Origin of the sequence: Micromonospora sp. NPDC007208, assembly GCF_042869175.1 — a bacterium.
Lineage (GTDB): Bacteria > Actinomycetota > Actinomycetes > Mycobacteriales > Micromonosporaceae > Micromonospora > Micromonospora foliorum.
Genome location: NZ_JBIAFG010000010.1, coordinates 36,558 through 60,405, shown reverse-complemented (window position 1 = coordinate 60,405; position 23,848 = coordinate 36,558). Strand labels below are relative to the sequence as shown.

The window sequence follows — 23,848 nt, the reverse complement described above, 5'->3', positions numbered from 1 at the left end:
GACGCATGCGAGTGTGCCGGGTTCGGGTGAGGTGACGATCAGTTACGCCGCCAACGGTGGTAGTACGTGGTCGTTTGACGATGGCTCGAAGGTGTCGTACGACAGTTCCGGCGACGTGACGTCGCAGGTGTCGTCCGATGGCACGGTGTTCAGTGCTTTCACTGATGATGGTCCGACGCATGCGGTGTTGCCTGATGGTGGTGGTGTCGCGTCGATCTCGTATGTCGGTGGGGGTAGTGCCTGGTCGTTCGATGACGGTTCGAAGGTGTCGTACGACGGCTCGGGTCATGTGACGTCGCAGGTGTCGTCCGATGGCACGGTGTTCAGTGCCTTTGATAGTCAGAGTCGTCCGACGCATGCGAGTGTGCCGGGTTCGGGTGAGGTGACGATCAGCTACGCCGCCAACGGTGGTAGCACCTGGTCGTTCGATGACGGCTCGAAGGTGTCGTACGACAGTTCGGGTCATGTGACGTCGCAGGTGTCGTCCGATGGCACGGTGTTCAGTGCTTTCACTGATGATGGTCCGACGCATGCGAGTGTGCCGGGTTCGGGTGAGGCGACGATCAGCTACGCCGCCAACGGTGGTAGCACCTGGTCGTTCGACGATGGCTCGAAGGTGTCGTACGACAGTTCGGGTCATGTGACGTCGCAGGTGTCGTCCGATGGCACGGTGTTCAGCGGGTTCGACAGCGAGAACCGGCCGACGCACGCCACCGTACCCGGGTCCGGCGACGTGACGATCAGCTACACCTCCGATGGAGGCAGCGCCTGGTCGTACGCTAATGGAACTCATGTCGAGCGGAACGCCGCCGGCGCGATAACCCGCGAGACCACATCCGACGGCATCGTGTTCGACCGGTTCGACTCAGACAATAGGCCCGTCCACGGCAGGGTGCCGCGGGAGGACGGTCAACCTCCGCAGTCGGTTTCCATCGCCTACAAGCCGAACGGCGACTCCACGTGGACCTACCACGATGCTGGCGGCGCCACGACGATGACCCTGACCCGGGACGCCTCCGGGAAGCCGCTCACCATGGTCCAGGACGGCTGGACGTTCCGGAACTTCGACGGTGAGGGCCGGCCCACGGCGGGCCACGGGCCGGGCGGTGACGTCACCATCAGCTACGGCGCGCACGGCGGCAGCACCTGGACGTTCATCGACGAACACAATGCCCGGACCGTCATCGAGCGGGACGCGAGTGGTCACCCGACCAGAATGATCTCCGACGGCTGGACATACACCAAGTTCGACGACCAAGGCCGTCCACTTGTCGGCCACAAGCCAGGCGAGCACGGTGGCGCCGAGCAGAAGGTCACCATCACCTACGGCCACGACGATTCCAGTGTCTGGAAGTACGGCGACGGCACGGTCATCACGAGGGCCGGAGACGGCCAGGTGACTTCGCTGGTCATCGATGGGTGGACGTACACCAAGTTCGACGATCAGGGTCGGCCCACCTACGGCACCAAGGACGGCAAGCACATCTCCATCTCGTACCAGGGCGACTGGACGGTGACAAAATATCCGGACGGCACGATTATTGGAACGGATTCCCACGGTCGTCCGATCTATCAGATCAACCCAGACGGTAGCCGGTTCGAATACCGGGTGGAGATCCCGAAACTGCTCCAGGCGAAAAACATCGTGGCGGCCCAGGCCAGTCTCCTGGACGGGCACCTTACGAACCTGAAGACGCAGACCGAAGGGATCTTCGAAGTCTGGCAGAGCCCCGCCGGGCGGCAGTACGAGGGGGTGGTCGGGCGGATCACCGCCATCAGCAACGACGTGCAGGGCATCCTCCACGACTCGGTCGTCGCGCTCGGGCGTGCCTACGACCAGTACGTGGCTGTCGAGGGCGGCAATCTCAAGAACCTGACCCCGGTCGACTTCAATTCCGACGGGTCAGTCACACCTCGTTGAATTCAGAAGGGCGGACAGAGTGCAAAGAGTTCAGGTAACTCCTCAGATGGTGACGGAGGCGGCTGCCAGCTGCGACTCCACAAATGCCGAGATCGACGCGGAGCTTGCCTCGCTCAGGTCTTTCGTGGTCAATCTTCAGGCGCAGTGGCACGGTGTTGCCTCCGACCAGTTCAACGCGCTGATGACCGACTTCGACATCTACGGGAAGATGCTGCACAACGCTCTGAGCGACATCGGCAGTGGCCTGCGCGGCAACGCCGTCAACTACGTCGACACGGAGATTTCCAACATCAACAGCCTGGTCGCCGTCAACGGCGACATCCCCGGTGCCCGGCTCTGACACAACAGCTCTGACTCAACAGCAAGGAGTACGTCATGGGTGACCCCACGAGCAGCAGCCTCTGGGTGCCGTTGGAGCTGGAGACCGCCGGTGGGCAGCTCAACGGCCGGGCGGCCGAGATCGTCGAGCAGCTCGAAGCGCTCAAGAGCAAGCTCCTCCCGCTCTCCGAAACGTGGCAGGGCGACGCCAAGGACTACTACTCGGGGCTTCAGGGCGAGTGGAACCTCGCCGCCGATGGACTCTTCGGGCCGGAGGGAGTTCTCGGGTTGATCGCCTCGGCGTTGAACCTGAGCTGGAACAACTACTCGGAGTGCGAGTGGACGAACCTCAGGACCTGGCGGCCGCAGGGCTGAGCAGGAACGGCGGGATCGGGGCGGTGTCGGAAGGGACCGCACCGCCCCCTCGCCAGCGGGATCGGCCTCAGTCCGGATCCGGGGCCCAGGAGGCACGGTCGGCGCCGGCGTACATCTGACCAGTGTCGTTGAGCTTGCCGACGAACGTACCGACCAGATGTATGGCCGTGCCGCAGCCCTGGAGCAGCTGGTTCTGGGCATGCACGAGCTTCGCGGTCTCCTCCGGGTTGCCGTCCTTGCCATCGGCGTAGGTGCCGGCCGGAACATCCCACTGGTTGTTCGAGCCATCGCTTGCGGCCAGCGGCTCGTCATCGTGGTAGTAGGGAACTAGGTCTTCCGCGTTCTCGGCGAAGAAAATCCATGCCTCCTGGCTGACCACCTCGTCGCGAAAAGCCTCGAACTGCGCGATCTGATTCTTGGCCTCGTGCAGGAGCGTCTGCTCGGCGGAATAGACCGTGTCCAGGTGGACGGTGAAGGAACCCATGAACGGCTGCCCTGGATCAAGCGGGACGTTGTTGTCGTCGACCAGGATGCCCTTGTCGTTGGTCGGACGACCGTACGAATCCTCGAAGCCGCCCTCGCCGTCCGAGCGGACATCGGGTGCCTTCGGCACGACGCTCGCCGGGTCGGTGTAGTTGCCGTTGTCGCCGTTTATCGTCTTGGCGTCGGACCAGGTTTGGGTCAGATCAACGACGTTCGTTCCCTCGTCAGCCATACCCGACTCTTACGGGCGCACGACGAAACCTGCAACGTCCTCATTGAGGTGACCCGGTGTTCCCAAACGGGGCCGTGTCGCCGGTCCACACAACTCACTAGCTTGGGATCTAGTACCCGGAAACCGAGGAGCAACCGTGACGGTCCCCTTCCCGTCAGACGCCCCAACGTCGTACGAAGACGCCACCAAGGCGATCTACGTGAGGCCGGGTGTCATCTATCACAACGCACACGTCTCGATGAGAGCCGAGATCGGCGCGATCGTCGAGTGTTGGAATGTGATCGCCGATACGTGGAAGGGTTTGAAGCTCAGCTGGGTCGGGGAGTCGGCTGCCGCGGCGGACGCGTTCAACGAACGGCTCGACAGGGTGCAGGCCGACCTGTTCGGCGAACCCGGGGGTGACGGGAAGGACGGCAAGCCGGGCATCTTCGGTCTGATCCGGGTGGTCGCGGTCCAGGCGGCCAGCAACTACGACAACGCCGAGCACAGCGTCTTCCACATGTTCGATGCTCTGCGCGAGGCCCTAGAGTCGACGGGCCAGGCGGACGACGGGAAGCGGCCGGAGAACTCGCCCTACAACCCCATCCAGATCACGTACGGCGACGTCTGATCCGATCTTCGTGACCTCTCCCGATATCCCCCCGAGTCACCCGGACCCCGAGAAACTTCGCGCCCTCGCGCAGAAGTGGGATGAGCAGGCCGGCCGCTTGGACGGCTATAGCGGCCTCGTGCGGTCCAGCGTGGACGGGATTCTGTGGGAGGGCCAGGCCCATAACGCCATGCGCCTGGCCGCCGACAGGGTGATCGAGCAGGTCGGCAAGGCCGCGCAGGGGGCCCGTGAGTGGGCGAGCGCGCTCCGTGAGGTAGCCGGCAAGTGGGAGGAGTTTCTCAAGAAGCAAAAGCTTGACGCGATCCTGCAGGCCCTTCTCGGCGTGTTCGGGGTCATCCTTCTCGTGGTGTCGTTCGTCCTCGGCCCGGTCCTCGCTGCGATCGCCGACATCCTCATCGGAATGACGAGCCTCACCGGCTTGGCCCGAACTATCGCCACCCTCGTGCTCGACATCGCCCTGGGCGTCCTGACGTACGGAGGACTGCAGGTCGTCTTCGACATGGCCGCCGGGGGAATCGCCCACGCCGCAGTCCCGGGCAGTGGAAGTTTCAAGCCCACACCTTGGGAAGCGCTCAGCGCCGGTCTGGCCGGCTTCATGGGCGGTCTCAGTTCGATCCGTGGCCTATCGGGCCTCCGGGGTGGGCCCAAGGGTGGCGTGGGCAATGTCGTCGATGTACCCGTGCCGTCCCCCACCTCTAGGGGTATCGGCACGGTCACGGAGGTCGGCGACACCGTCAGACCGAGCGGTAGTCCACCCCTGTCGGCGACGCCGCACATCGACGCCGCCGTGGGCGGCCCCCGTGTGGGAACGCAGAGGGCGGCGGGTCCGCCGGAGGGGATCGCCGGTCAGGGACCGCTCTCCAGCAGCCGGATCATCGCAGGTGCTGAGCGTCCGTTCGATGCCTCGGGTGGGGCGCTGGGTGCGCGAGGCAACGCCGCGTTCGAGAGAGTCCCGGGGGCCGCCGCCGACGGCGGCGCGCCGGGAGTTCCGCGCGCGCTGGCCGGAGACGGCCCGGCGCCCGTCGTCCGACGGCCCCCGACCGGGGACCAGCCGGGTGCTCTGGGACTGCCTCGGGCTGCCCTCGACGGCCCTCCGACTGCCGGGCCGGGCACTCCCCGGGCTGGTGTGGACGGGCCTCCGGCGGTGGGTTCGGGTGCTGCGCGGGTTGGTGTGGACGGGCCTCACACGGCCAGCCCCGGCAGCTTCCGGGCGGGTGCTCCGGAGGCTTCATCGAGTGCCCGGATCCTCCCTGTCGCCGAGCGCCCGCTGGATGGGTCGGTTGGCGCGTCGGGTGCGCGGGGCAGCGTCGCATCCGACAGGGGCCCGGGGGTTCCGCAGGCGATGACCGCAGATGCGCCGTCGACCGTGGTCCGCAACCCGACCCGCCCTCCGTTGGGGGACCAGGTGGGTGCTCCGGCGTCTGCTCGGGCTGTTCTGGATGGACCTCCGGCCGCTGGCTCAGGTGGTGCACGGGTGGGCGCTCCGGAGGCTGCCTCGTCGCCGCACGGGACTCAGCCGACCGGAGGTCCGGCGCGGCAGGCGGCACCAGCGGCACCAGCGGCCAAGCCGGGGACGGGCAACGTCGGCGACCCGCCGCGTACCGCCGGCGGGGAGGCGCCGACCTCCATCTCCTCGTCCGGTGGCCGTGCCCTGGGTCGATCTGACGAGGTGGTGGATTCGCCGGCGCGCGATGGGGCGGTCGCCGGTCCGACCGTCGGCGCCAGCCCGCACGCGGTCGGCGCGCCCCCCACGTTGCCGCGGGCGTCCGTGGGGCACGGCGAGCCGCCCACCGCCATCACCGTCTCGGCGGCCGACGCGTTCAAGGTGCCGCGCGCCGACCCGTACCTGCCCGGCAAGCTGCCGGCGGTCTCAGCGCCGGTGCCCAAGCCCTCGGTGTCCGCCGGCGCGCGCTCGGTGGGTCCCGAAGCGTCGTTCTCCGCTTCGGGCGTGGGTACCCGTGAGGTGGGCACGCCGACCACGACGGGTGCTGCCTCGCGGGCGACGGATGGTGCGCCCGCGACATCGAGTGCGGGATCGGGGACGCCGGGCGTCGCGCCCCGGTCGCCGGGCGCCGGCGTGCGGTCGCCGGAAGCCGGTCGCCCGGCCGGTGCCGAACCTGTCCGAAGCGCTCCGATCGATCGATCCGAGATCCGGTCCGACGCGGGTGGTGCTGGCCCGGTCCGCGGCGAATTGGACACCGTCGCCCGCAACATGTCCGACCGGCATACCGAGCTCATCTCCGCCAAGGCCGCGCGGGCCGAGCGGATTCCCGATCCGACTGAGGCCGCGGCGGCGCGGCGGGCCACAATGATGGCCGAAGCACGCGGGCAGTTCTGGTCGTCGGTCCGAGAGGGCATGGCTGCGCAGTTCGGTCCGCATGCCGGTCGACTGGCCAGCCAGAACCGGCAGACACTGGAGCGCTTCGCCGCATTCTTCGCGGGCGAGGCCGGCGTGGCCAAGGAACTCCCGGCCGTGCGCACGATGATCGGCAGGGAATTCTCCGTAACGGTTCCGGGAGAGATGGCCGGAGCGGTCAAGACGGTGGCGGCCGACATCGTCAGGCGTGCCGGCCTTCCTGCCGCCAGGTTCGACCCCTTGGTCAGCCGTCTGGGCAGTACCAACCGCGCCGAGTTCGCACAGGCAATGAACGACTTCCGCAGCGCCATCCGGGACCACCGGACCGAACAGGCGCGCGGCGGGCGGTACAACGCCGGAACCGACCGACCAACCACCCTCGATCAGGCTCGAACCACGTTCGACGCGGACGCGAAGGCGGCTGCTGCCCGGGACGCCCGAGCCGCGGCAGGCGAGCGGAGCGATCCGCAGTCCGCGCGTGTGGCGGATGACGCGGCCCAGGTCAGGCGGCAGGTCGAGACCGAGGCACGGAACTGGGCCAGCGTCCGGGACAAGGAGTTCACCACGCTCAGCAAGAGCATCGGCAAGCAGTTCGCCGATGAGCGTTATGCGACGGCTTACGTGCAGCGTGAGCAGCGCGTCGAGTACCGGCCGGGCCACCAGCCGGAAAAGGCACTGGATGACGCGGTCACGCACATCAATCGGCGGTGGGAGGCGGCTGTTCGCAGTGCGTCCGCCATTCAACGCTTCCGCCCGGACGCGGACGCGGCGTTCAACGCCGAGGCGCTGGCCACGAGCAACATCGCCGGTCTGACCAAGGTGGCGGGGGCACCCCGGCTGCGCTCTCTGGAGGCGTTGCCCGAGAAGGAGGCGGCCGAGTGGCGGACGTCGTTCCGTAACGCCGTGGACAACGAGTTCGAGCGCGTCTGGCGGCCGGTCTACGAAGCCGGTCACGGGCCCGGCAGCGCCCGATTCCAGGCCGCCGAGGATGTCTGGGCAGCTCGGTTCCAGGGCATGCGCGAGCAGTTGCGGGTTGACGGTTTCGCGTACCACGAGATGCAACGCGTGGCGGACGACATCGCGGAGGCCAGGGCCGATCTCGCCTTCCGCGGTGGCTCTGCCGACGACGTCACCCAAGCGCTCCAGGTGATTCGCGAAAAGTACCACGCCGAGATCGGTGACCTGGTGAGCGGGATCGGCCGCCGAGGCCCGGACCTGGCCCGGTGGGACGACCTGGCGGTCCGGATGCAGACCGAGGTACGTCGAGCCTTCACCCCCGAGGCGATGGCCGGCCGCCGACCTGTCGAACCCGAGCGGATCGGTGGCGATCCGTTCACCGGCCGACGGCCCGTGCCCGACGGTCCGCCGGCGTCCGCGCGACACCCCGACCTGGTCGGTGTACGCGACCAGGCGATTCGGGACTTCGGCACTCTGGATCCGCTGGCGCAGGCGAAGTTGCCGAGGAACATGCTCGACCGGCTGGAGGCGACGTACGTCCACGAGCGGCTGACCGCGTACGACGGGATCATGCACGGCGGGGACGCCCGCGTCCCCGCCCATGTCCTGCACGACCTGCGAGTTGAGGCCCGACCTCCGGCCGGCGAGCCGGCGGCGTCGTTCACGCGTCACTCGCCAGCGTCGTGGACCGAGCACCGCAGGCAGATCAACGAACTGTTGTACGGTCGCGGACTGGCGGTGACTCCGACGTCCGGCGGTCTGGTCGTGCACGTCGACGCTGTCCAGGCGGCCGCGGACAGCGCAGTCGTTCGGGCCGTGAGAGGGCTGGACGAGCTGCCCGACGGCCTCCGGATCGTGGCCGGGCCGGGCGTGCGGCCCGAGGTGGATCTGGCCGGCCTGGGTCCACTGGCCCGGGACGGCATGGTGCTGTACGCGCCGTTCCTCAGCGACAGCGCGCTGGTGGAGGTCGCTCGGAGCACGGGGCTGACCGTCGCCTTCCGGGGCCGTCCGGCACCCGGCGAAGCCGTCGCCCATCCGGTGGACGGCAACGGCCTGGTCACCCTGCAACACCTCGCCGCCGAATGGCGCTCGGGCGTGGCCGCCGTGGACGCCCCGTTCGGGCTGACAGCCTCTGCCCAGCCCGGTCTGTACCGGCTCAGCGAGGGCTGGACGCTCGAATCGCACTCGTGGGGGGTGTGGGCCCGCCCGACGGAGGTGTCGGTCTACGACGCGTTCCGTACCCGGCTCGGTGAGCTCAGCGGCGACAGGCCCGTGGTGGTGGGCGCGTCCGGAATCGACGTCCCGGACGCTGTGGTCCGGGAGATCCATCACCTGATGGAGCGGATGCCGGCGAGTGAGCGGTCCGGCATCACCTGGCTCAGTCGTCCGGGGGGCCGCGAGACCTCGCCGCACCTGCTCGACAATCCCGCTGACCCGACCACTTCGGCCCGCACCCAGAAGTACGGGGACGCGTTCGACATCGCCGAGACCCGGCGGTTGGTGCTGGAGCAGGCCGGCCGCGACGTCCGGTCGGTCGAGCTGAACCTGGACCTGCCGTCCTCGGCGGCCGCCGACAAGCTGCTGCGGGCGTACGAGGCGGACGCCGAGGCGCTCATCGGCAAGTACCTGAGCGGCAAGGAGGGGTGGCATGGGCACGCCGACTTCGGGGGCTTCGCACGCGGGTACGAGGACCTTCGGCTGTCGCTGCCGGGGCGGCTCGATGCGCAGGTGCGCTGGGAGGGGCGCGCCGGCGACCTTCGCCGCTCCGTCGAGGAAGCGTTCCACCGCGACGCGCGCCCGCGTGACCGGACCGAGCTGTTTCCGGAGACCGGTCCGGCGCAGACGGTCGATCACGTCACCGCGTTCTGGGAACGCTTCTCGGCCACGGCTGGCAAGACGATCGACGATCTGGCCAAGGGTGGCCCCCGTGCGGATCTGGGAGCTGCGGTCGACGCCCGGATCACCGAACTGGCGCGGGACATCCGCCTGCATGCCGACGCGTACCTGACGGGTGAGTCGGCGCTGGCTCACGGGCTCGGGAGGAGCCGCGCCTTCGGCGACGAGGTACGACCCGGTGGCGACGCCGTGGCCGACGAGATCGTCACCACGCTGTCCAGCCAGACCCGGAATGCCTTCAACAAGGTGTTCGGGCCGGACGGCGCGTTCGGGGTGGAGCGATGGAAGCCGGGATCCACCTTCGCTGGGTCCGCCGAGGCGCGGCAACTGGACGACGTCTTCGCCCCGGAAAACCTGGCCACGGTCGAGAAACGGGTGCGGGACGCCTTCGAGTCGCTGCTGCGTAGCGCCCCGGACATCGAGGGCTCCATCAGCCTGCCCGCTCGTCTGGCCGCGGCCCACCACGCGTCGGCGCGGTTGGAGCAGGCCGCTGCCGCCCGGGCCGAGGTGCGGCAGGCCGCCGGGCTGCGACCCGATGTCACCGCGCAGCAGTTGGCGCGGTTCCAGGACGATCTGATCGCCCGGGTGGACGACAGCCTGATCTCCGAGGTGGACGACGGCGTGCCCAGCGGCAGCCGGCGCGGCGGCGGGGACGGTGACGGGCCGCGCGCCGGGGACGGTGACCGGCCGCGCGGCGGGGGATCCCCCGAGGAGGCGAGGGCGCGGTTCGAGGAGTTGACCGGCGACCGCCTCGCCACCGACCTGGACACGATGACCGAACCGCACCCGGTGCGTTTCACCCGGGACGACCTCATGCTGCGTCTCGACGACGTAGCGGGCCCCCTCGACAGAGCGGGCGTCGACCGGGTCGCCAGGCGGCTCGCCGCCGACCTCCGACGCGCCTTCGACGAGATCGACTCTTCGGGCCGCTCGCCCCTGGGGGCGAACGAGGCGTGGGCCCGGAAGGTGGACGAGTTCCGCGCGGGCCTACCGGGCCGGGTGGAGGCCGAACTCGATTCGCTGACCAACCTGAAGATCGCGGCGCAGGAGTTCCACTTCATCGAGAGGGCCGCGGCCGCCCGGTCCGGCGCTCCGCTGCGGTCCGACCTCGTCACCGAACTGGCCGCCGCGCATCGCGCCGACTTCATGGCCGCCCGCGACCGCAACCTGACGAATGCCTCCGATCGGACCACCTGGCTCGGCAACGAGAAAGCCAATGGAGACCGGTACGGCAGCCAACTCAATTACCTGCGGCGGGGGTCGTTCGTCGAGGACCTGGAGTGGCGTCTCGACGCCGATCTGCGCGCGGCGGTGGACCGCGTCGGTGGGAGGGGCGTCGAGCGGGCCGAGCCCGAGGCGGCTGCCGCGGCCATCCGGCGATCCTTTGCCGACGAGATGCACGGCGCGCGGTACAGCGACAACTTCACGAGCGTGTGGGAGAAGCGTTATCGGAGTCTGAGCGATTCGATCGACACCCAGCTGACAGTCGTCATGATGGAACGACGGGTCAAGGACATCGCGGACGAGCTCCTCGCACCGCGTGCCGACAAACTCCCCGAGACGGAACTGCGACGCCTTGGCGAGGTGGTCACCAAGGAGTTCGGCGCGGCGCTGCGGGGACGGGCCAGCGGGCACCTACCGCCCTCCCTCGGCGTAAGCGAGCAGAGGGCGCTGCTGCGAGAGATCCGACCGGCGGTGAAGGCCGAGGTGAGCCGACTGCTCGTCGCGGAGGGTATCGGCGAGCCGGTCCGCGACCTGGTGTCGGACGTCGTGACCCGGGTGAGCCGCAAGCTGTCGAGTGCCGAGAGGGTACCGACCTCGGTGGAGGCCGGCTTCGCGGGCGAGCTGAAGCAGGTCGCCGCGCGCCTCGACGACACGATCGCGGAGGTGCTGAGTCGACCGACGCCGGCCCTCACCGACGCCTCCCGGGCCACCTCGGCTGCCGTCGTACGGGCGGAGGTGCTCGCAGAGCTGAACGTGCTGCACCAGCGGAACTGGAACTTCGACCGGGGTTCCTGGGCGCACCAGTTCGACGAGACGTTGAGCGGTATCGGCCGGAGAATCGACTCGTTCCCGTTGCGTCAGGAGACCGAGCAACTTCTCGCCGCCAGCCTGAAACGCGACGTGCCGGAAGCACTCGCCGCCCTGGACCGCAACTCGGTCGGCAGGAATGTGCTGGTGGCGGCGGGAAGAGCCTTTACGAGCGCGGTGACCGCGGAGTTCCAGAGGATGGCGGCCACCACCACGTTCACCCTCCCCGATGTGAACCGCTGGAACGCCCGGTACGGCCAGCTGATCGGGTCGTTCGACTCCTGGGTGACCACCTACCTGGTCGGTGACCGAGTCGAGAGGCTCGTGGTCCGGCACGTCAGGGGAGCGCAGGGCACGCTCACCGAGGTCGACGCGGACCGGCTGGCCCGGGTCGAGCAGCGGCTCCAGCAGGTGGTCAGGGAAACTCTCGCCCCGTACCTGACCATGTCGGCGCACGCGATCCTGCCGCCCTCGATTGGTGTCGAGGAACAGGTGACGCTCGCCCGTGAGATCGGCGCGCGGCTGGAGCAGGTGCCCGTGGCCGAGGATATGTCTCCACTGGCCGAGAGAGTCGTCCAGTCGCTGCGTCAGCACCCCGTGGCCGCCCGGCCCGGTGCGGGACTGGCCGCCGAGCGCGAGGCGCTGGGTCTCCAGGTCGAGGTGCGCCTGCGGGACGTTCTTGCGGCGTACGCGCCGGGCGCACCGGTGCAGGAGGCCCTCTCGGCTTTCACCGACCGGGTGCGGGAACGCTTCGACGCGCTGGCCACCACCGGTTGGGCGTTCGACCGCGGCGTGTTGGCCAACCAGATGGAGGCCGACCTGGCCGACGCCGACGCGTTCGTGGCGGCGTACGTGCGCCGGGCCGATGATCGGTCCACGCTCCCGTCCATCGTGCGGCGCCGCCTTGCCGAGGCGCTGCGTCACCTTCCGCCCCCGTCGATGAATGCCGTCGTGCAGTTCACGACCGAGGTCGCGCAGGAGTTCGACCGAGCCCATCCGGTGAACCACCCGTACGGCGATCGGGAAGTCGCGGACTGGCAGGCCCGCCTTGACGACATGTTCGAGCGGCTCGGGTCGTGGCTGGTCGCCCACCGGGTTGGTGCCCGAGCGGTAGAGAGCGTCGGGCCGGCCGAGCAGGCTGCGGTGCGCCAGGCGCTGCAGCCGTACCTCCGGCTGTCGTCGACGTCCCCGTTGCCGGCCTCGATGGGGTCGCGCGAACAGGAGATGCTCGGTCGTACCCTGCTGGCCGGTGCGCCGTCGGCGGCCCGCGACGCGTTCGCCGCGGACCTGCTCACGACGCCGGTGCCGACCCGGCCGGGGACCGACTTCGCCGCCCGGCGCGCCGGGATCGAAGAGCGCCTGGACGCGGCGCTCACCGAGGTGAAGGTCGCGGTCAAGGACCAGGCCAGACAGTTTGGTACGAAAGCAGCCCGGAAGCTCAGGGGAACCGGCCCGTTCGGCATCAGCGCGGGGCGTGTCGTTCTGCGGCACCTCGACGTGGCGGTCGAGGATTACCGGAGAGAGGTTCTGGCCAGCGTCGACGCCGCGTTCGAGCGGGACTGGCGTGCGCCGGACGTCACCATCGGCCATCAGCTCACCACGGCGACGAGCGCGGTTACCCGACGGATGGTCCGGGCGTACGCGGTGGCCGAGTTGGAGCGCGATCTCACCACCGACATCGTCGGTCCTGCCGCCGACGGGTTCCGTGCGGCCGTCCTCACGCAGGTCACCGCGGACGTCGCCGCCGGGGACGAGTTTGGCCCGGCCCAGCAGGAGACGTGGCGACGAAATTACCGGCGACTCATCGACCGTTCCCAGGCGTGGCAGACCATCCGGGTGCTGGCCGACCGGGCTCGCACACTCGCACCGGGGTCGGTCTGGCGATCGAAGGGGTGGCTCCAGCGGTCTGCGGACGCGATCGAGAAGGTCGTCGAGCCGTACCTCAATCTCAATCTCAGCGACTGGATCAGGCCGGTACGGTCACTCGGCATGCCCGAGCAGGGGCGCCTGGCCGGGGAGCTTGCCCGGGTCATGCCGCAGCAGGCCGGCGACCTGCTGCGGGCCTCGGTGCACGTCGCACCGGTGCAGGCCGACCCGGCATGGGCGGGCTCGTTCTTCCCGACCGACTTCGGTGCCGAGCGGGTACAGCTCGGACAGCGGCTGTTGCGCGAGGTGCCCGGAACGGACGCGGCGACCGAGGCATTCCGGGCGGACCAACTCCGCCGCTTCGACGCTGTTAACGAGGCGGACTGGAGTTTCGACCGCGCCGCCTGGGATGCCGATCTCGCCCGGCGGCTCGAAGCGAAGGGCGACTGGATCAGCTCCTGGCAGCGCAGAGCCGAGGCGCGGGTGCAGTTCGGTGCCAACCTCAACCTGGCGCTGAACGTCGCTCTCGGGAGGCTGCCGGCCTCGGCGGCGGCGACAAGAGCCGCCTACAGCTTCTACAACGCAGCAGTCGACGAGTTCGAGGCGACCTACCCGGTCGGGTCTCCCTTCACCCTCGAGCAGGACGGCGCGTGGCGGCAGAGGCTCGGGCAGTTGACCAGCCGGATCGGTGGCTGGCTCACCATGCGGCAGATCGGCAACCAGATCCGCCATCGCATCGACGACACGCTCATCCACACCCACGGCCCCCTGGCTGCCGACCATCCGATGTGGGAGGTCGCAGATCGGATGGTCGGCCAGATCGACGATGCGATGGACGGACACCTCAACCTGCGGTCGACGCGGTACCTGCCGGCCGTGCTCAGCCCGCAGGAGCAGGCCGCGTTGGCTGCCTACCTGGCCCGGAGGCTCCGACAGGAGGACGCCGCGCGCATTGGGCTGAACGGCGATCCGAGCGAGGCCGCCCGCCGGTGGCTCCACACTGATCCGGTTCCCGTGCCGATCGGAGACGATCACGCGGGCCAGCGGACACGGCTCCAGGAACGTCTGGATCAGATCCCGGGCGACCCCGCAGCCGTGGCGGCACATCGGGTGGCTGTGCTGCGTGACTTCGACGAGGCACACGCACGGTGGTGGAACCTCGACGTCGGGACGTGGCCGAACCGACTCACGACCCGGCTGCGGGACGCTCCAGCCTGGATCGACGCGTTCACGCGACGGGTCGATGCCAGGATGGGGACCGAGGCTTCGCTACGCCCGGATCTCGATGCGGCGGTGGCGCGGTCGGGGTTGACTACGGATCAGGCCGTCGATGTCGATGCCGCGTTGGTCACCACGGTGACCAGGGAGTTCGACAGCAGGTTCTCACGCGACGGTGCGTTCGGGGAGGCCGAGCGGACGTGGTGGGCGGGGCGGTTGGAGAGGATCCGGTCCCGTCTGGATGCCTGGATCGCCGTACGGACCGTCGCCCTTTCGGTGCGGGAGATCGCGCCGACTGTGGAGGCCGGCACGATTGACAGGGTGCTGCGGCCGTACCTCGATATCGCCGGGATCGAAACGCTGCCCGCGTTGTTCGGTCCGGCGGAGCGCGACGCGCTTATCGGTCGGGTCGTTCCCCATCTTGTTGGCGGGGCGGCGGACGCCACGATCATCGAGTTGTTCCGTAGCCGGGTGCCCGCGCAGGAGGGGGTGGGCTTCGCGGTCGAGCGCGCGGCCCTGAACGACCGTCTGGCGGAGGTCCTGGCGGCCCGACGGGCAGATTCCGAGACGGGCGCGGCTGCCGAAGCCGCGTCGGAGGCGTTCCGAGCGCGAGTCCTGGCAGGCCTCGACTCAAGGTTCGCCGGCAACTGGAACTTCGACCGGTTAACCTGGCGGCAGGAGTACGACCGGACCATCGACGAGATGGCGACCTGGATCGACGCGTTCACGCGACGGGTCGATGCCAGGATGGGGACCGAGGCTTCGCTACGCCCGGATCTCGATGCGGCGGTGGCGCGGTCGGGGTTGACTACGGATCAGGCCGTCGATGTCGATGCCGCGTTGGTCACCACGGTGACCAGGGAGTTCGACAGCAGGTTCTCACGCGACGGTGCGTTCGGGGAGGCCGAGCGGACGTGGTGGGCGGGGCGGTTGGAGAGGATCCGGTCCCGTCTGGATGCCTGGATCGCCGTACGGACCGTCGCCCTTTCGGTGCGGGAGATCGCGCCGACTGTGGAGGCCGGCACGATTGACAGGGTGCTGCGGCCGTACCTCGATATCGCCGGGATCGAAACGCTGCCCGCGTTGTTCGGTCCGGCGGAGCGCGACGCGCTTATCGGTCGGGTCGTTCCCCATCTTGTTGGCGGGGCGGCGGACGCCACGATCATCGAGTTGTTCCGTAGCCGGGTGCCCGCGCAGGAGGGGGTGGGCTTCGCGGTCGAGCGCGCGGCCCTGAACGACCGTCTGGCGGAGGTCCTGGCGGCCCGACGGGCAGATTCCGAGACGGGCGCGGCTGCCGAAGCCGCGTCGGAGGCGTTCCGAGCGCGAGTCCTGGCAGGCCTCGACTCAAGGTTCGCCGGCAACTGGAACTTCGACCGGTTAACCTGGCGGCAGGAGTACGACCGGACCATCGACGAGATGGCGACCTGGTTCGACAACTGGGCGGCGGGCGACCGGCTGCGGAACGCGGACCGTGACGCGTTGCGACGCGTACTCGACGAGAACGCAGCCGACCAGCCGGTCCGGGAGGCGATCCTCGGGGCCTTCGATCAGCATTACGCGAACTACACCGGCTCCACGGACTCCGTCGGTATCGCGCGGACGCGCTGGCAGGCCCGGCAGGCCCGGATCATCGACGGCCTGGACGAGCATCGGCAGCGCACCGAGCTGACCGGAAGGTTGACCGACCAGATCGACAGTGCGGTGGCCAACCAGCGCGCCCTCTGGCGGGACGCGGGCGTCGCCGACTGGGAACTCGACCAGCTGACCGAACTCGACGATCGTCTGATGGCAGGGCTTGGCGCGGCACAGTTGGCCCGAAGACTTCCCGACCAGGGGTCAGCCCGTCCGGTCGCGGACCTCACCGAACAACTCGACCGGGCGGTCGGAACCTGGGCCGACGGGGGACTGATCAGCCCGGCGGTGCGTAGCCTCGCCGCGAGACTGCGCGCCGCGCTGGTCCACGAGGTGCGCGACGCGCTGGGCGAACCCGAATCGGCGCAGGAACCACCGGCGCCCGCAATTCCGCGGTTGACCACACCCGACTTCGCCGCCGACTTCCGACGCCAGGTGCTACGGGTGAACGTCGGGCCGCTCCGGGCGCACCACCTCGAGATGGCGCAGGACTTCGCCCGCGATGCGGCGCAGCTCTTCGACCGTCCGGCCATCGACGCGTTGGAGGCCACGGCACGCGCCGACTACCACGATCTGATCCAGCGGTTCCGGGCACAGGAGCCCTTCTACGATCGGGTGATCGCGTTCCGCCGCGACGCCGGGGACGTGGCCGCGTTGCGCGAGCGGCTGGACGGCGGGAACCCGCAGCTCGGCAACCGGGTGGTCGCGGAGTTCGAGCAGGGCGTACGCCGTTTGGTCGGTCAGGCGTGGGTCGCTGCCCAGTACGAGGGCTCCCCTGTCGATGCCGCCTTCGACCTCTTCAAGCGGTATCACCCTCGGCTCGTCGACGGCGCCCGCAAGCGGATGACCGAGCTCCGCGAGGCGGAGGAGTTGCGGGCGCGCGCAGACGAGCTGATCACGACGCAACTGCGCGACTTCGAGACCGAGCACGGGGACCTCGACCCGCAGGCGCGCATGATCGCCCGCTACGCCGCGCAGACCCATGTGGTGCCGGCGCATCGCGATCTCGGCGCTGGTGCGGTGGAGGCGCTGCACGGGCAGTTCCGCCTTGCCGGCGGGTACAGCCGGTTCGTAGCCGACCTGCCGGCCGGCACCCCGGAGGCCGTTCGGCGGGAAGGACTGGATGCGTACGCCCGGCTTCTCGGCGGGCCCGCCGACTCGGCGGATCAGCTCGAGCGGGTGCTGACGGTCCTCGCCGAGCAGGCCCGCCGGCAGGTGGTCGTCGAGGAACGGCTGGCCGCGTTGGCGTCCGACCAGGCCCGGCTGAGCACTGTGCTCGGGCCGGTGCCGGCAGACGACGAGCGGATGGCCCTCGAAGGATTCCTTCGCGCACGCTTGGACGAGGCCAGTGCGCATCTCGTCGACGACATCCGCACCTGGACCAGCGCCGCCCGCTATGCGCCGGACCACGTCGACGCCGCGCTCGGCCAGCTCGACGCCGATCTGGACCGGGCCGTCGAGCACTGGGCGGACAACGAGGCACTGCGGGCGCTGGCGAGGATCCCCGAGGGACGCGACTTCCTGCGCGGGCCCGGAACCGACGGGCTGGACGACATCCTGTCGGCCCTCGCCCGGGACGCCAGCCCGCAGGCGCTGGCCAGCCTGCCGTACCTGCTGGCCGCGCTACCCTCGATGGGCGCCGAGTCGGCGGCGGTGCTCGACCTCCTGACCAACGTCGGTCAGTTCCTGGAAGGCGACGCCGACGCGTACACCCGGGCCTTCGAACGCGCCGCCGACGTCCGCGTGCGGTCGCGCGGCGCGCTCATGGAGTTCGTCATGGCGCTGCACGTCCTCGATCCCGAGCTGATCGCTCTGGGGAACCGGATCATGGACTGTTAGCCACCGGCGGACGTCGGTTGTCCCTCACACGAGGACTACGGGGCACTCCCTGACCCGCTGCAACCTCGGAGTATGGCGGAAAACAGCGTGGACGACCTGCTGCGGCAGGCTCAGGCACTGCAGCATCAGATTGCCTCCGTCCGGGACCAGATGACGGTCCTCGAGGTGACCGGCACCGCCGGTGGGGGCGCGGTCGCCGTCACGATGACCCCGACGGGCGAGGTCCGAAGCCTGCGCATCGACGACGAGGTGCTGGCCGGCGGGCGCGCGGAGGTCGAGGAGACGGTCCTGCTCGCGTTGCGCGACGCGGCGGCTCAGCTCCGCGAGCAGGCCACCGAGAGGATGGCGGGCCTTCAGGACGTGCTCCGCGGGACAGGCCCGTTCTAGAGTTCGCCCACAGCGAGGAGAACCTGATGGAAGAGCAGTACGAGTTCGAGCCGGTCCGCAGGGCCGAGATGGTTCGGGCGGGTGTCGTGACCCCGCCGGTGGTCGACCTGACCGGACCGCCCTCGGCGCTGATCGAGGCGGCGGTCGACGACGTGGACGAGGCGGTGCGGTCGGCGGTGGCCGATCTGCCCGGGGCGGTGGCTCTGTGGCGGGCGTGGCGCACCGGTTCTGGCCCGGACGTGACTCGGGTGCTGCTGGTTGAGGTGGATCGACCCGACGGTGACCTGTCCGAGGTCAGCGGCCGTATCGCCACGGCCGCGGCGTCCGACGGCGGCACCCTGGTCGAGGTGGTCGGCAGCGACGGGCAGGCATCGGCGTACCAGCGGCAGATCCGGCGCGGCGCGGCGTTGCTGTGGGCGGCCGAGGCCCGGGAGGGCATGCGGATCGCCCGGGCCTTCGACGTGGTTGATCCGGTGACTGGCCCCGGGTTCGATCCGGACCACGAGCGGTTGGACGACAATGAACGCGACGCGGTGCTGCGCTATCTGGAGGATGCTCCACTGCTGCTCACCTCGACCGAGCGGATGATCGACGTGGTGGACCCCGAGCGTGGCGGTGTCGTTCCACTGGATCACCGCACCGATGGCGTGTGGGTATGGACCGACAGTGTTCCGTACTACCTGCGTCACCATGGGCTCGCTCCCGACCCGGAGTTCCTGGCGGCGATCCGGGCCGGCAACTACCTGCTGCCCCCGATCACCGAGGTCGGTCGGCACCGCGCGTTGGCCGAGCTGTTCCGACCGGTCGACGTCGCACCGGCGTGGTCGGTCTGACCCGTTCTTGAGCGGAAGGCGCCGGGCCCGTGTCGGGTCCGGCGCCTTCCGCCGTGCGGAGTCAGGGCTGGATCAGCAGTTCAGGACGCCCTCCCTCAACAGCTGAAGCTCGTTGATGTGGTTCGGCATGGAGGTGTGCAGGTCGGTGATCGCGTTCACCCACTGCTGCTTCTGCTCGACGCTGAGCGTGCCGCGGTTTTTCGCGATGAAATTCTCCGCGTTCTCGAACCGGCCGGCCTTGATGTCACCGAGCACGGTGAGCACCGAGCCCGAGATGTCGGTGACGCCGGCCGCGGTGACCATGGACACCAGTTGCCCAGTGCTGAGTCCGCCGTCGACGGGCATGTCCAGCTGACCGGCGGTCTCCAGTCGGCCAACCGAGTCGAGCAGCACCTTGGGTCGCGTTGCCTCGTCCGCGCCCGCGTAGTCGAAGGCGATGTCTGCCTGGCCGACCGCGCCCAGTTCGAGCACCGGAGCGAAGATGCCCAGCTCCGGCTGGCCGGGCACCCGCTCGATCATCTTCTTGACCTGGGCCAGGCCCGCGGTCATCCGCTCGGCCGACCACTGCTCTTCGAGCCTGCGGAAGACGTCGCGGCTCGCCGCGAGGTCAGCCGCCCAGATCAGCTCGCCAAGGGCGTCGTCGACCCGAGCGACGGCCTCGGTCGGCCGGGCCAATCTGGCCGCCGCGTCCAATACACCAGTGGTGATCATCTCCACCGCCCCGATCGACGGCGGATTCGCCCTGCTCTGGGTCTCCCGGACGTCGGTGGACGTCTCGGTGTTTCCGCCCTGCCGTGGGACGGCCACCGTCCACCAGTGATCCACCTGGAGGCTGCCCAACCCCGAGCCGTTGGCTCTCTCGAGCGTCGGGTGCAGGAGCGCGACGCCGTACCTCGTCAACACTTTGCGCAGCTCGCTGTCGACCGCGCTGCGGGTGACGACGACGGGCAGCCGGCCTTGTTGCGCGAACTGTTCGAGCAGATAGTTCAGCGCGCCGATGTCCTCGGCGAGCGCGGCACGGCCGGGGCGCGGAGCGCCCAGCAGGATCACCGGGTGGTCGACGTCCGCTGCCTCGACCAACTCGTCGATGAGCCCCTGCGGAGCGTTTCTGCTGTTCGAGGAGATGACGTGCACGTCTCTGTGTGCGGTGACGCCGGGGTTCAGGCGCAGTGGCCAGCTTGGTGGACCAACCGCCTCGGCGGGGACGACCGGCTGCTCGGTGACGGTTGCTTCCCGCTGGCCTCCGCTGTCATACAGGCGTTGGACACGCGCGGGGTCGGGCAGGCCGAGGGCGGTCAGGCTGGACACCGCCGGGGCATCGGCCCCGGTCAGGAGCCCGCCGGCGCGGTCGGTAAGAGCCACACCGGTTCCGGCGCGGGCGAGCGACAGTCGTGGACCGTGCTGCACGACCATCGGCGTACGGTGGCCTGGCACCTGTTCGGCGTCCGGCGCGTCGAGGATCTCCCGGAAACCGCCGGAGAGGGAATCGTCGGAGACGAGGAGACGGAACCGGCCGTCGTCGCCGAGGACAGTCGGGGAAACCACGACCTCGGTCGGGCGATCCGTCGTGCCGAGTACGACCTGGGCGACGCCGCCGGCGGCCAGCACCCGCTTGTTTTCGGCTGGTAGCAGGGTGAACAGGCGGGTGGCGAAGTCGTCCAACGGTGTGGTGCCGGCCCGGGTGATCGCCAGATCGCAGACGACGGCGAGGATGTCGCGACCGGCGGAGTTCGGGTCGCGGACGATCAGCTCGCGCAGTTGTTCGGGCGTGATGAGCCGGCCGTCGACCACCGGCCCGTCCACGGTGCCCTCGATGAACACCGGGTACTCGTTGTCGCCGGCCCGGAACTCCCGCGCAGCGTCGATGAGGTGCTGCTGGTCCCGGCCGAGCAGGTAGAGGCCGGGCCGATCGTCGGGGAGATACACCGCGGCGTCCTGCGGTGACTCGTGTACCGCGCCGGGTGCGACGCTCGCGGCGAATCTCCGGGGAAAGTACGCCGCCGTAGCGTAGCGGTCCGTGTGGAGAGTGTCGAAGGATGTCGGATTGGCGGTGAAGACGGGTATCGGAACCGCCCGCAGCACCGGATGCTGCAACTGGGGCAACAGGTGTGTGTGGATCTGGTCTCGGCCTAGCGTGTACATATTTGTGTGCCCGTCAGGTACGACGTTCCACGCCCTGGTTACCACGTTCATGTCCGCGATGTATCGCCCCGCCCTGACTGCTGTGGGAAAGAGCGGCCACGCGTCCACCACGAGAGTGTTCGGATGTCCCAAAGGACCGATCACGAGGAAGGTGTGAGGGCGTAGTTGATTCCGATCAAAGACATTGCCGTGAACGTACGTGATCGGAACGCCGATCATATCTGGCCTGAGGAAGAGTTCGGCGAGCGCCACGGCTGCGTGTTCGTCGCAGTTGCCGGTGCGGAAGTAGCTGGCCATGTAGGACCACGCGCTGAATTCCCGAAGGAGGTCCTGTTCTTGCGGATTCTTTCGGTAGACGGGTGCCCGAACGTGGTGGAGCAGGGCGTTGGCGCCGTGGTTGTAGAGCGCCATGACCGCCTCGTTGTTGGCAGGTCCGTAGCTCAGTTTCTCCCGTACCCGGCTGATGACGCTCTCGGCGACCGTGTGGGAAACATTGAGCCAGACATTCTCCCAGGCCCTGCCGGCTTCGACAGTCGCCATCAGGTTGGACAGATTGTCGGCGGAAGTCTTCAATCGGAGGCTATCAGTTCCCAGCCTGACATTGAGATCATTAAGGATTGCCGTCAGTGTTGTCTGAGCGCCCGCCGGTCCCCGCAATTGAACAGTGAGATTGTTCAGCATGCCCTGCTCGTACGGATTTCGGTATGCGCCCTTTGCGCTGAGCTGGTAGTACTGCGTGACCTGATCGAAGGTTTGTTGGTAATTGGCATGGACGTGCGGGCGCAGCCCCGGCAGGTGACTGACCTGTCTCGGATCCCTGAAAATGTACGCTGCCACGCTTCGCGCGGTGTTGATCGCGGTCGTGAGTTCCTCGGCCCGAGTGTTTGCGTTGTCTCGGGCAAGTCCCGCGCGCCGCAATATGTCTGCCCGGACGTTCTCCATGTCGTTCGATTTGAGGCTCTGGAAGATCTCTGGACTCAGCGTGGTGGGGGCGGTGTGCTGAAGTCCATTAATCGTGTTGAACAGCCTGGCAGCGGTTGCTAGCCTGGCGTCATTAGCTTGGTCGGCCCACATTGCGATGTTCAGCGCCGCGGTGGCCGCCGCGGCACGGGCGGTCGCGACGCCTTGGTACGCCTGGGCGAACGTGTAGTTGAACGGTACGCCGATCGTAGCCGCGTCGGTTGGGATGCCGATGCCGGTGAGTTCTCGCACCGTATCGGTCGTCGGAGCCTCGTCGCCGGTGAGCACGTCGCCGTACGTGTCGGTCAGTCGCACACTGTTTCCGGCGCGCGTCTGGGAGAGCGCGGGCCCGTATTGGTGAACGACCGGCGTGCGTACCGTGGCCGGGGTGACCACGTTCTCGGCTTCGGTATAGACGCGGGTGCCTCCGGCGACGAGCCGGACCTGACCGTCGGCGGTGAGTACCGTGCGGGTGACGAGCACCTCGGTGAGTTCGTCGGACTCGGCCGGTCCTGGTTGGACCCAGGCGGTGCCGCCCATCGCGACGACGCGGGTGTACTGGGGTGGCAGCGCAGCGAACAACGCGGCGGCGAAGTCGTCGACGATGGTGGTCGACGACGCTGCGTCACATTGCACGAGAATGATGACTTTGCCCCGCGACAAGGGGTCTGCGGCGATGAGATCGCTCAGCTGCTTGGCCGTGATCAACCGGCCCCCGACGATCGGGCCGGCAGGCGTGCTGTGAGCGAACACCGGATATTCGTCCACGGCGGCCCGGAAGTTCCGGGCCGCGTTGATCTGCGCGGTCTGATCGCGATCGAGTAGCATGAGGCCGCCTCGGCCGCCGAGACGGACCGCCGCCGCCTGGGGGTCGGTGTGCACGGCCGGCACAGCTGCGGCGAACGGCTCCAGCAACCCGGCGGTGGCGTTCAGCTCTGCCGAGACGACCGCCGGGCTGACCTCGATCGTGGCCGGGTTTCGCGGCAGGGTGGCGGCCTGCGCGCCCGCCGGAGTGTCGCGTAGCAACGCGATACCGTCGGGTGACTGTATCGCCAGCACGTCCTCGGGTGTGTCCATGCCGGCTTCGGTGACCCGCACCCACATCGCCTGTCCGGGCTCCAGGTACGCCAGTTCGCGCCAGAGACCGATGATCCCGCCCTCGATGGTCCGGGTCGCGTCGGTCGACAGGTTCGCCAGGTCGGCGCCGGCGAAGCGGGCGTTGACGATCGGTAGCGGCAGGCCAAGCTCGGCCCGGTCCCGAGTCCAGCGGAGCTGGCCGGGCATCGGTGGTCCCTGAACGATCCGGCCGAGGTCGCGATCGAGTCCAGCGACGAGGTTCTCGGCGACGAAATGCTCGCTGACGAGGTGCGTGGCCGGCAACACGAGCACGTAGTCCGTGGTGGCCAGGTCGGCGGGACGCCCGTGGGCGTCGATCGGCAGCACCCGGTCACTGGTCGAGCCAGCCAGGGCGTTGCCGGGGACACGGACCGGTAGTCGCAGTGCGTCAGCGCGGGTGATTGCCGCGTCCAGATCCAGGCTGGCGGCGACCGACGACGGCGGAGCGTCCACCGCGCGCGCGAGCATGCCCAGCGGCTGTGCCAGCAGGGCCGTCGTGATCGACTCGGAAACGGTCGCCCCCGCGGCCGAATGGATCAGTTGCAGGCCCGCCACCGGCTCGGCGAGATGCACCTCGGGTGACAGGGGGGTCTTGTCCATGCTCAGGTACTGGCCGGATCGCACCCATGTGGTGACGAACTCGAGACAATCCAAACCCGTGCCGTCCGCCATCCAC

At 69.0% G+C, this 23,848-nt stretch carries 10 protein-coding genes; 7 read left to right on the top strand and 3 right to left on the bottom strand.

Going from position 1 to position 23,848, the window contains the following annotated elements:
- From ACFYL6_RS20270 to ACFYL6_RS20260, 3 genes are all read left to right on the top strand, one after another.
- Positions 1-1,921 (top strand): hypothetical protein (locus ACFYL6_RS20270; protein WP_387173160.1); only part of this gene is annotated, 1,921 nt, incomplete at its 5' end.
- Between the two features lie 19 nt (positions 1,922-1,940).
- Positions 1,941-2,261: a WXG100 family type VII secretion target gene (locus ACFYL6_RS20265; RefSeq protein WP_387173159.1), complete on the top strand. Its 321-nt coding sequence runs from the start codon at positions 1,941-1,943 to the stop codon at positions 2,259-2,261.
- 35 nt (positions 2,262-2,296) lie between these two features.
- On the top strand, positions 2,297-2,614 hold the full coding sequence (locus ACFYL6_RS20260; protein WP_387173157.1) for a WXG100 family type VII secretion target: 318 nt from the start codon (positions 2,297-2,299) through the stop codon (positions 2,612-2,614).
- Between the two features lie 67 nt (positions 2,615-2,681).
- Here ACFYL6_RS20260 and ACFYL6_RS20255 read toward each other — a convergent pair whose 3' ends face one another.
- The gene (locus tag ACFYL6_RS20255; RefSeq protein WP_387173155.1) at positions 2,682-3,329 is read right to left on the bottom strand and encodes a hypothetical protein; all 648 of its coding nucleotides are present in this window, start codon (positions 3,327-3,329) and stop codon (positions 2,682-2,684) included.
- A 136-nt stretch (positions 3,330-3,465) separates the two neighbouring features.
- Here ACFYL6_RS20255 and ACFYL6_RS20250 point away from each other — a divergent pair, with 136 nt between their 5' ends.
- Entirely contained in the window at positions 3,466-3,939 is a 474-nt protein-coding gene (locus ACFYL6_RS20250; protein ID WP_387173153.1) for a hypothetical protein, read from the top strand.
- Here the strand turns inward: ACFYL6_RS20250 and ACFYL6_RS20245 are convergent.
- Entirely contained in the window at positions 3,920-4,462 is a 543-nt protein-coding gene (locus ACFYL6_RS20245; RefSeq protein ID WP_387173151.1) for a hypothetical protein, read from the bottom strand. The genes ACFYL6_RS20250 and ACFYL6_RS20245 overlap by 20 nt on opposite strands.
- Positions 4,463-5,413: 951 nt before the next feature.
- Here ACFYL6_RS20245 and ACFYL6_RS20240 point away from each other — a divergent pair.
- The 3 genes from ACFYL6_RS20240 to ACFYL6_RS20230 all read left to right on the top strand — a co-directional run bounded on the left by ACFYL6_RS20240 (position 5,414) and on the right by ACFYL6_RS20230 (position 18,954).
- Positions 5,414-17,734, top strand: coding sequence for a hypothetical protein (locus ACFYL6_RS20240; RefSeq protein WP_387173149.1), 12,321 nt, complete (start codon positions 5,414-5,416; stop codon positions 17,732-17,734).
- 72 nt (positions 17,735-17,806) lie between these two features.
- Positions 17,807-18,121, top strand: coding sequence for a YbaB/EbfC family nucleoid-associated protein (locus ACFYL6_RS20235; protein WP_387173147.1), 315 nt, complete (start codon positions 17,807-17,809; stop codon positions 18,119-18,121).
- 26 nt (positions 18,122-18,147) lie between these two features.
- Positions 18,148-18,954, top strand: a complete 807-nt coding sequence (locus ACFYL6_RS20230) for a hypothetical protein (RefSeq protein WP_387173145.1) — start codon at positions 18,148-18,150, stop codon at positions 18,952-18,954.
- A gap of 72 nt (positions 18,955-19,026) precedes the next feature.
- Here the strand turns inward: ACFYL6_RS20230 and ACFYL6_RS20225 are convergent, their stop codons facing one another.
- Positions 19,027-23,844 carry a hypothetical protein gene (locus ACFYL6_RS20225; RefSeq protein ID WP_387173143.1) on the bottom strand — a complete coding sequence of 1,606 codons (4,818 nt, stop codon included), beginning with the start codon at positions 23,842-23,844 and terminating at the stop codon, positions 19,027-19,029.
- Between the last annotated feature and the right edge of the window lie 4 nt (positions 23,845-23,848).

Coding starts and splice junctions, on each gene's coding strand:
- ACFYL6_RS20225 (WP_387173143.1), bottom strand. CDS start 23,844: ATGGCGGACGGCACGGGTTTGGATTGTCTCGAGTTCGTCACCACATGG.
- ACFYL6_RS20260 (WP_387173157.1), top strand. CDS start 2,297: ATGGGTGACCCCACGAGCAGCAGCCTCTGGGTGCCGTTGGAGCTGGAG.
- ACFYL6_RS20235 (WP_387173147.1), top strand. CDS start 17,807: ATGGCGGAAAACAGCGTGGACGACCTGCTGCGGCAGGCTCAGGCACTG.
- ACFYL6_RS20255 (WP_387173155.1), bottom strand. CDS start 3,329: ATGGCTGACGAGGGAACGAACGTCGTTGATCTGACCCAAACCTGGTCC.
- ACFYL6_RS20230 (WP_387173145.1), top strand. CDS start 18,148: ATGGAAGAGCAGTACGAGTTCGAGCCGGTCCGCAGGGCCGAGATGGTT.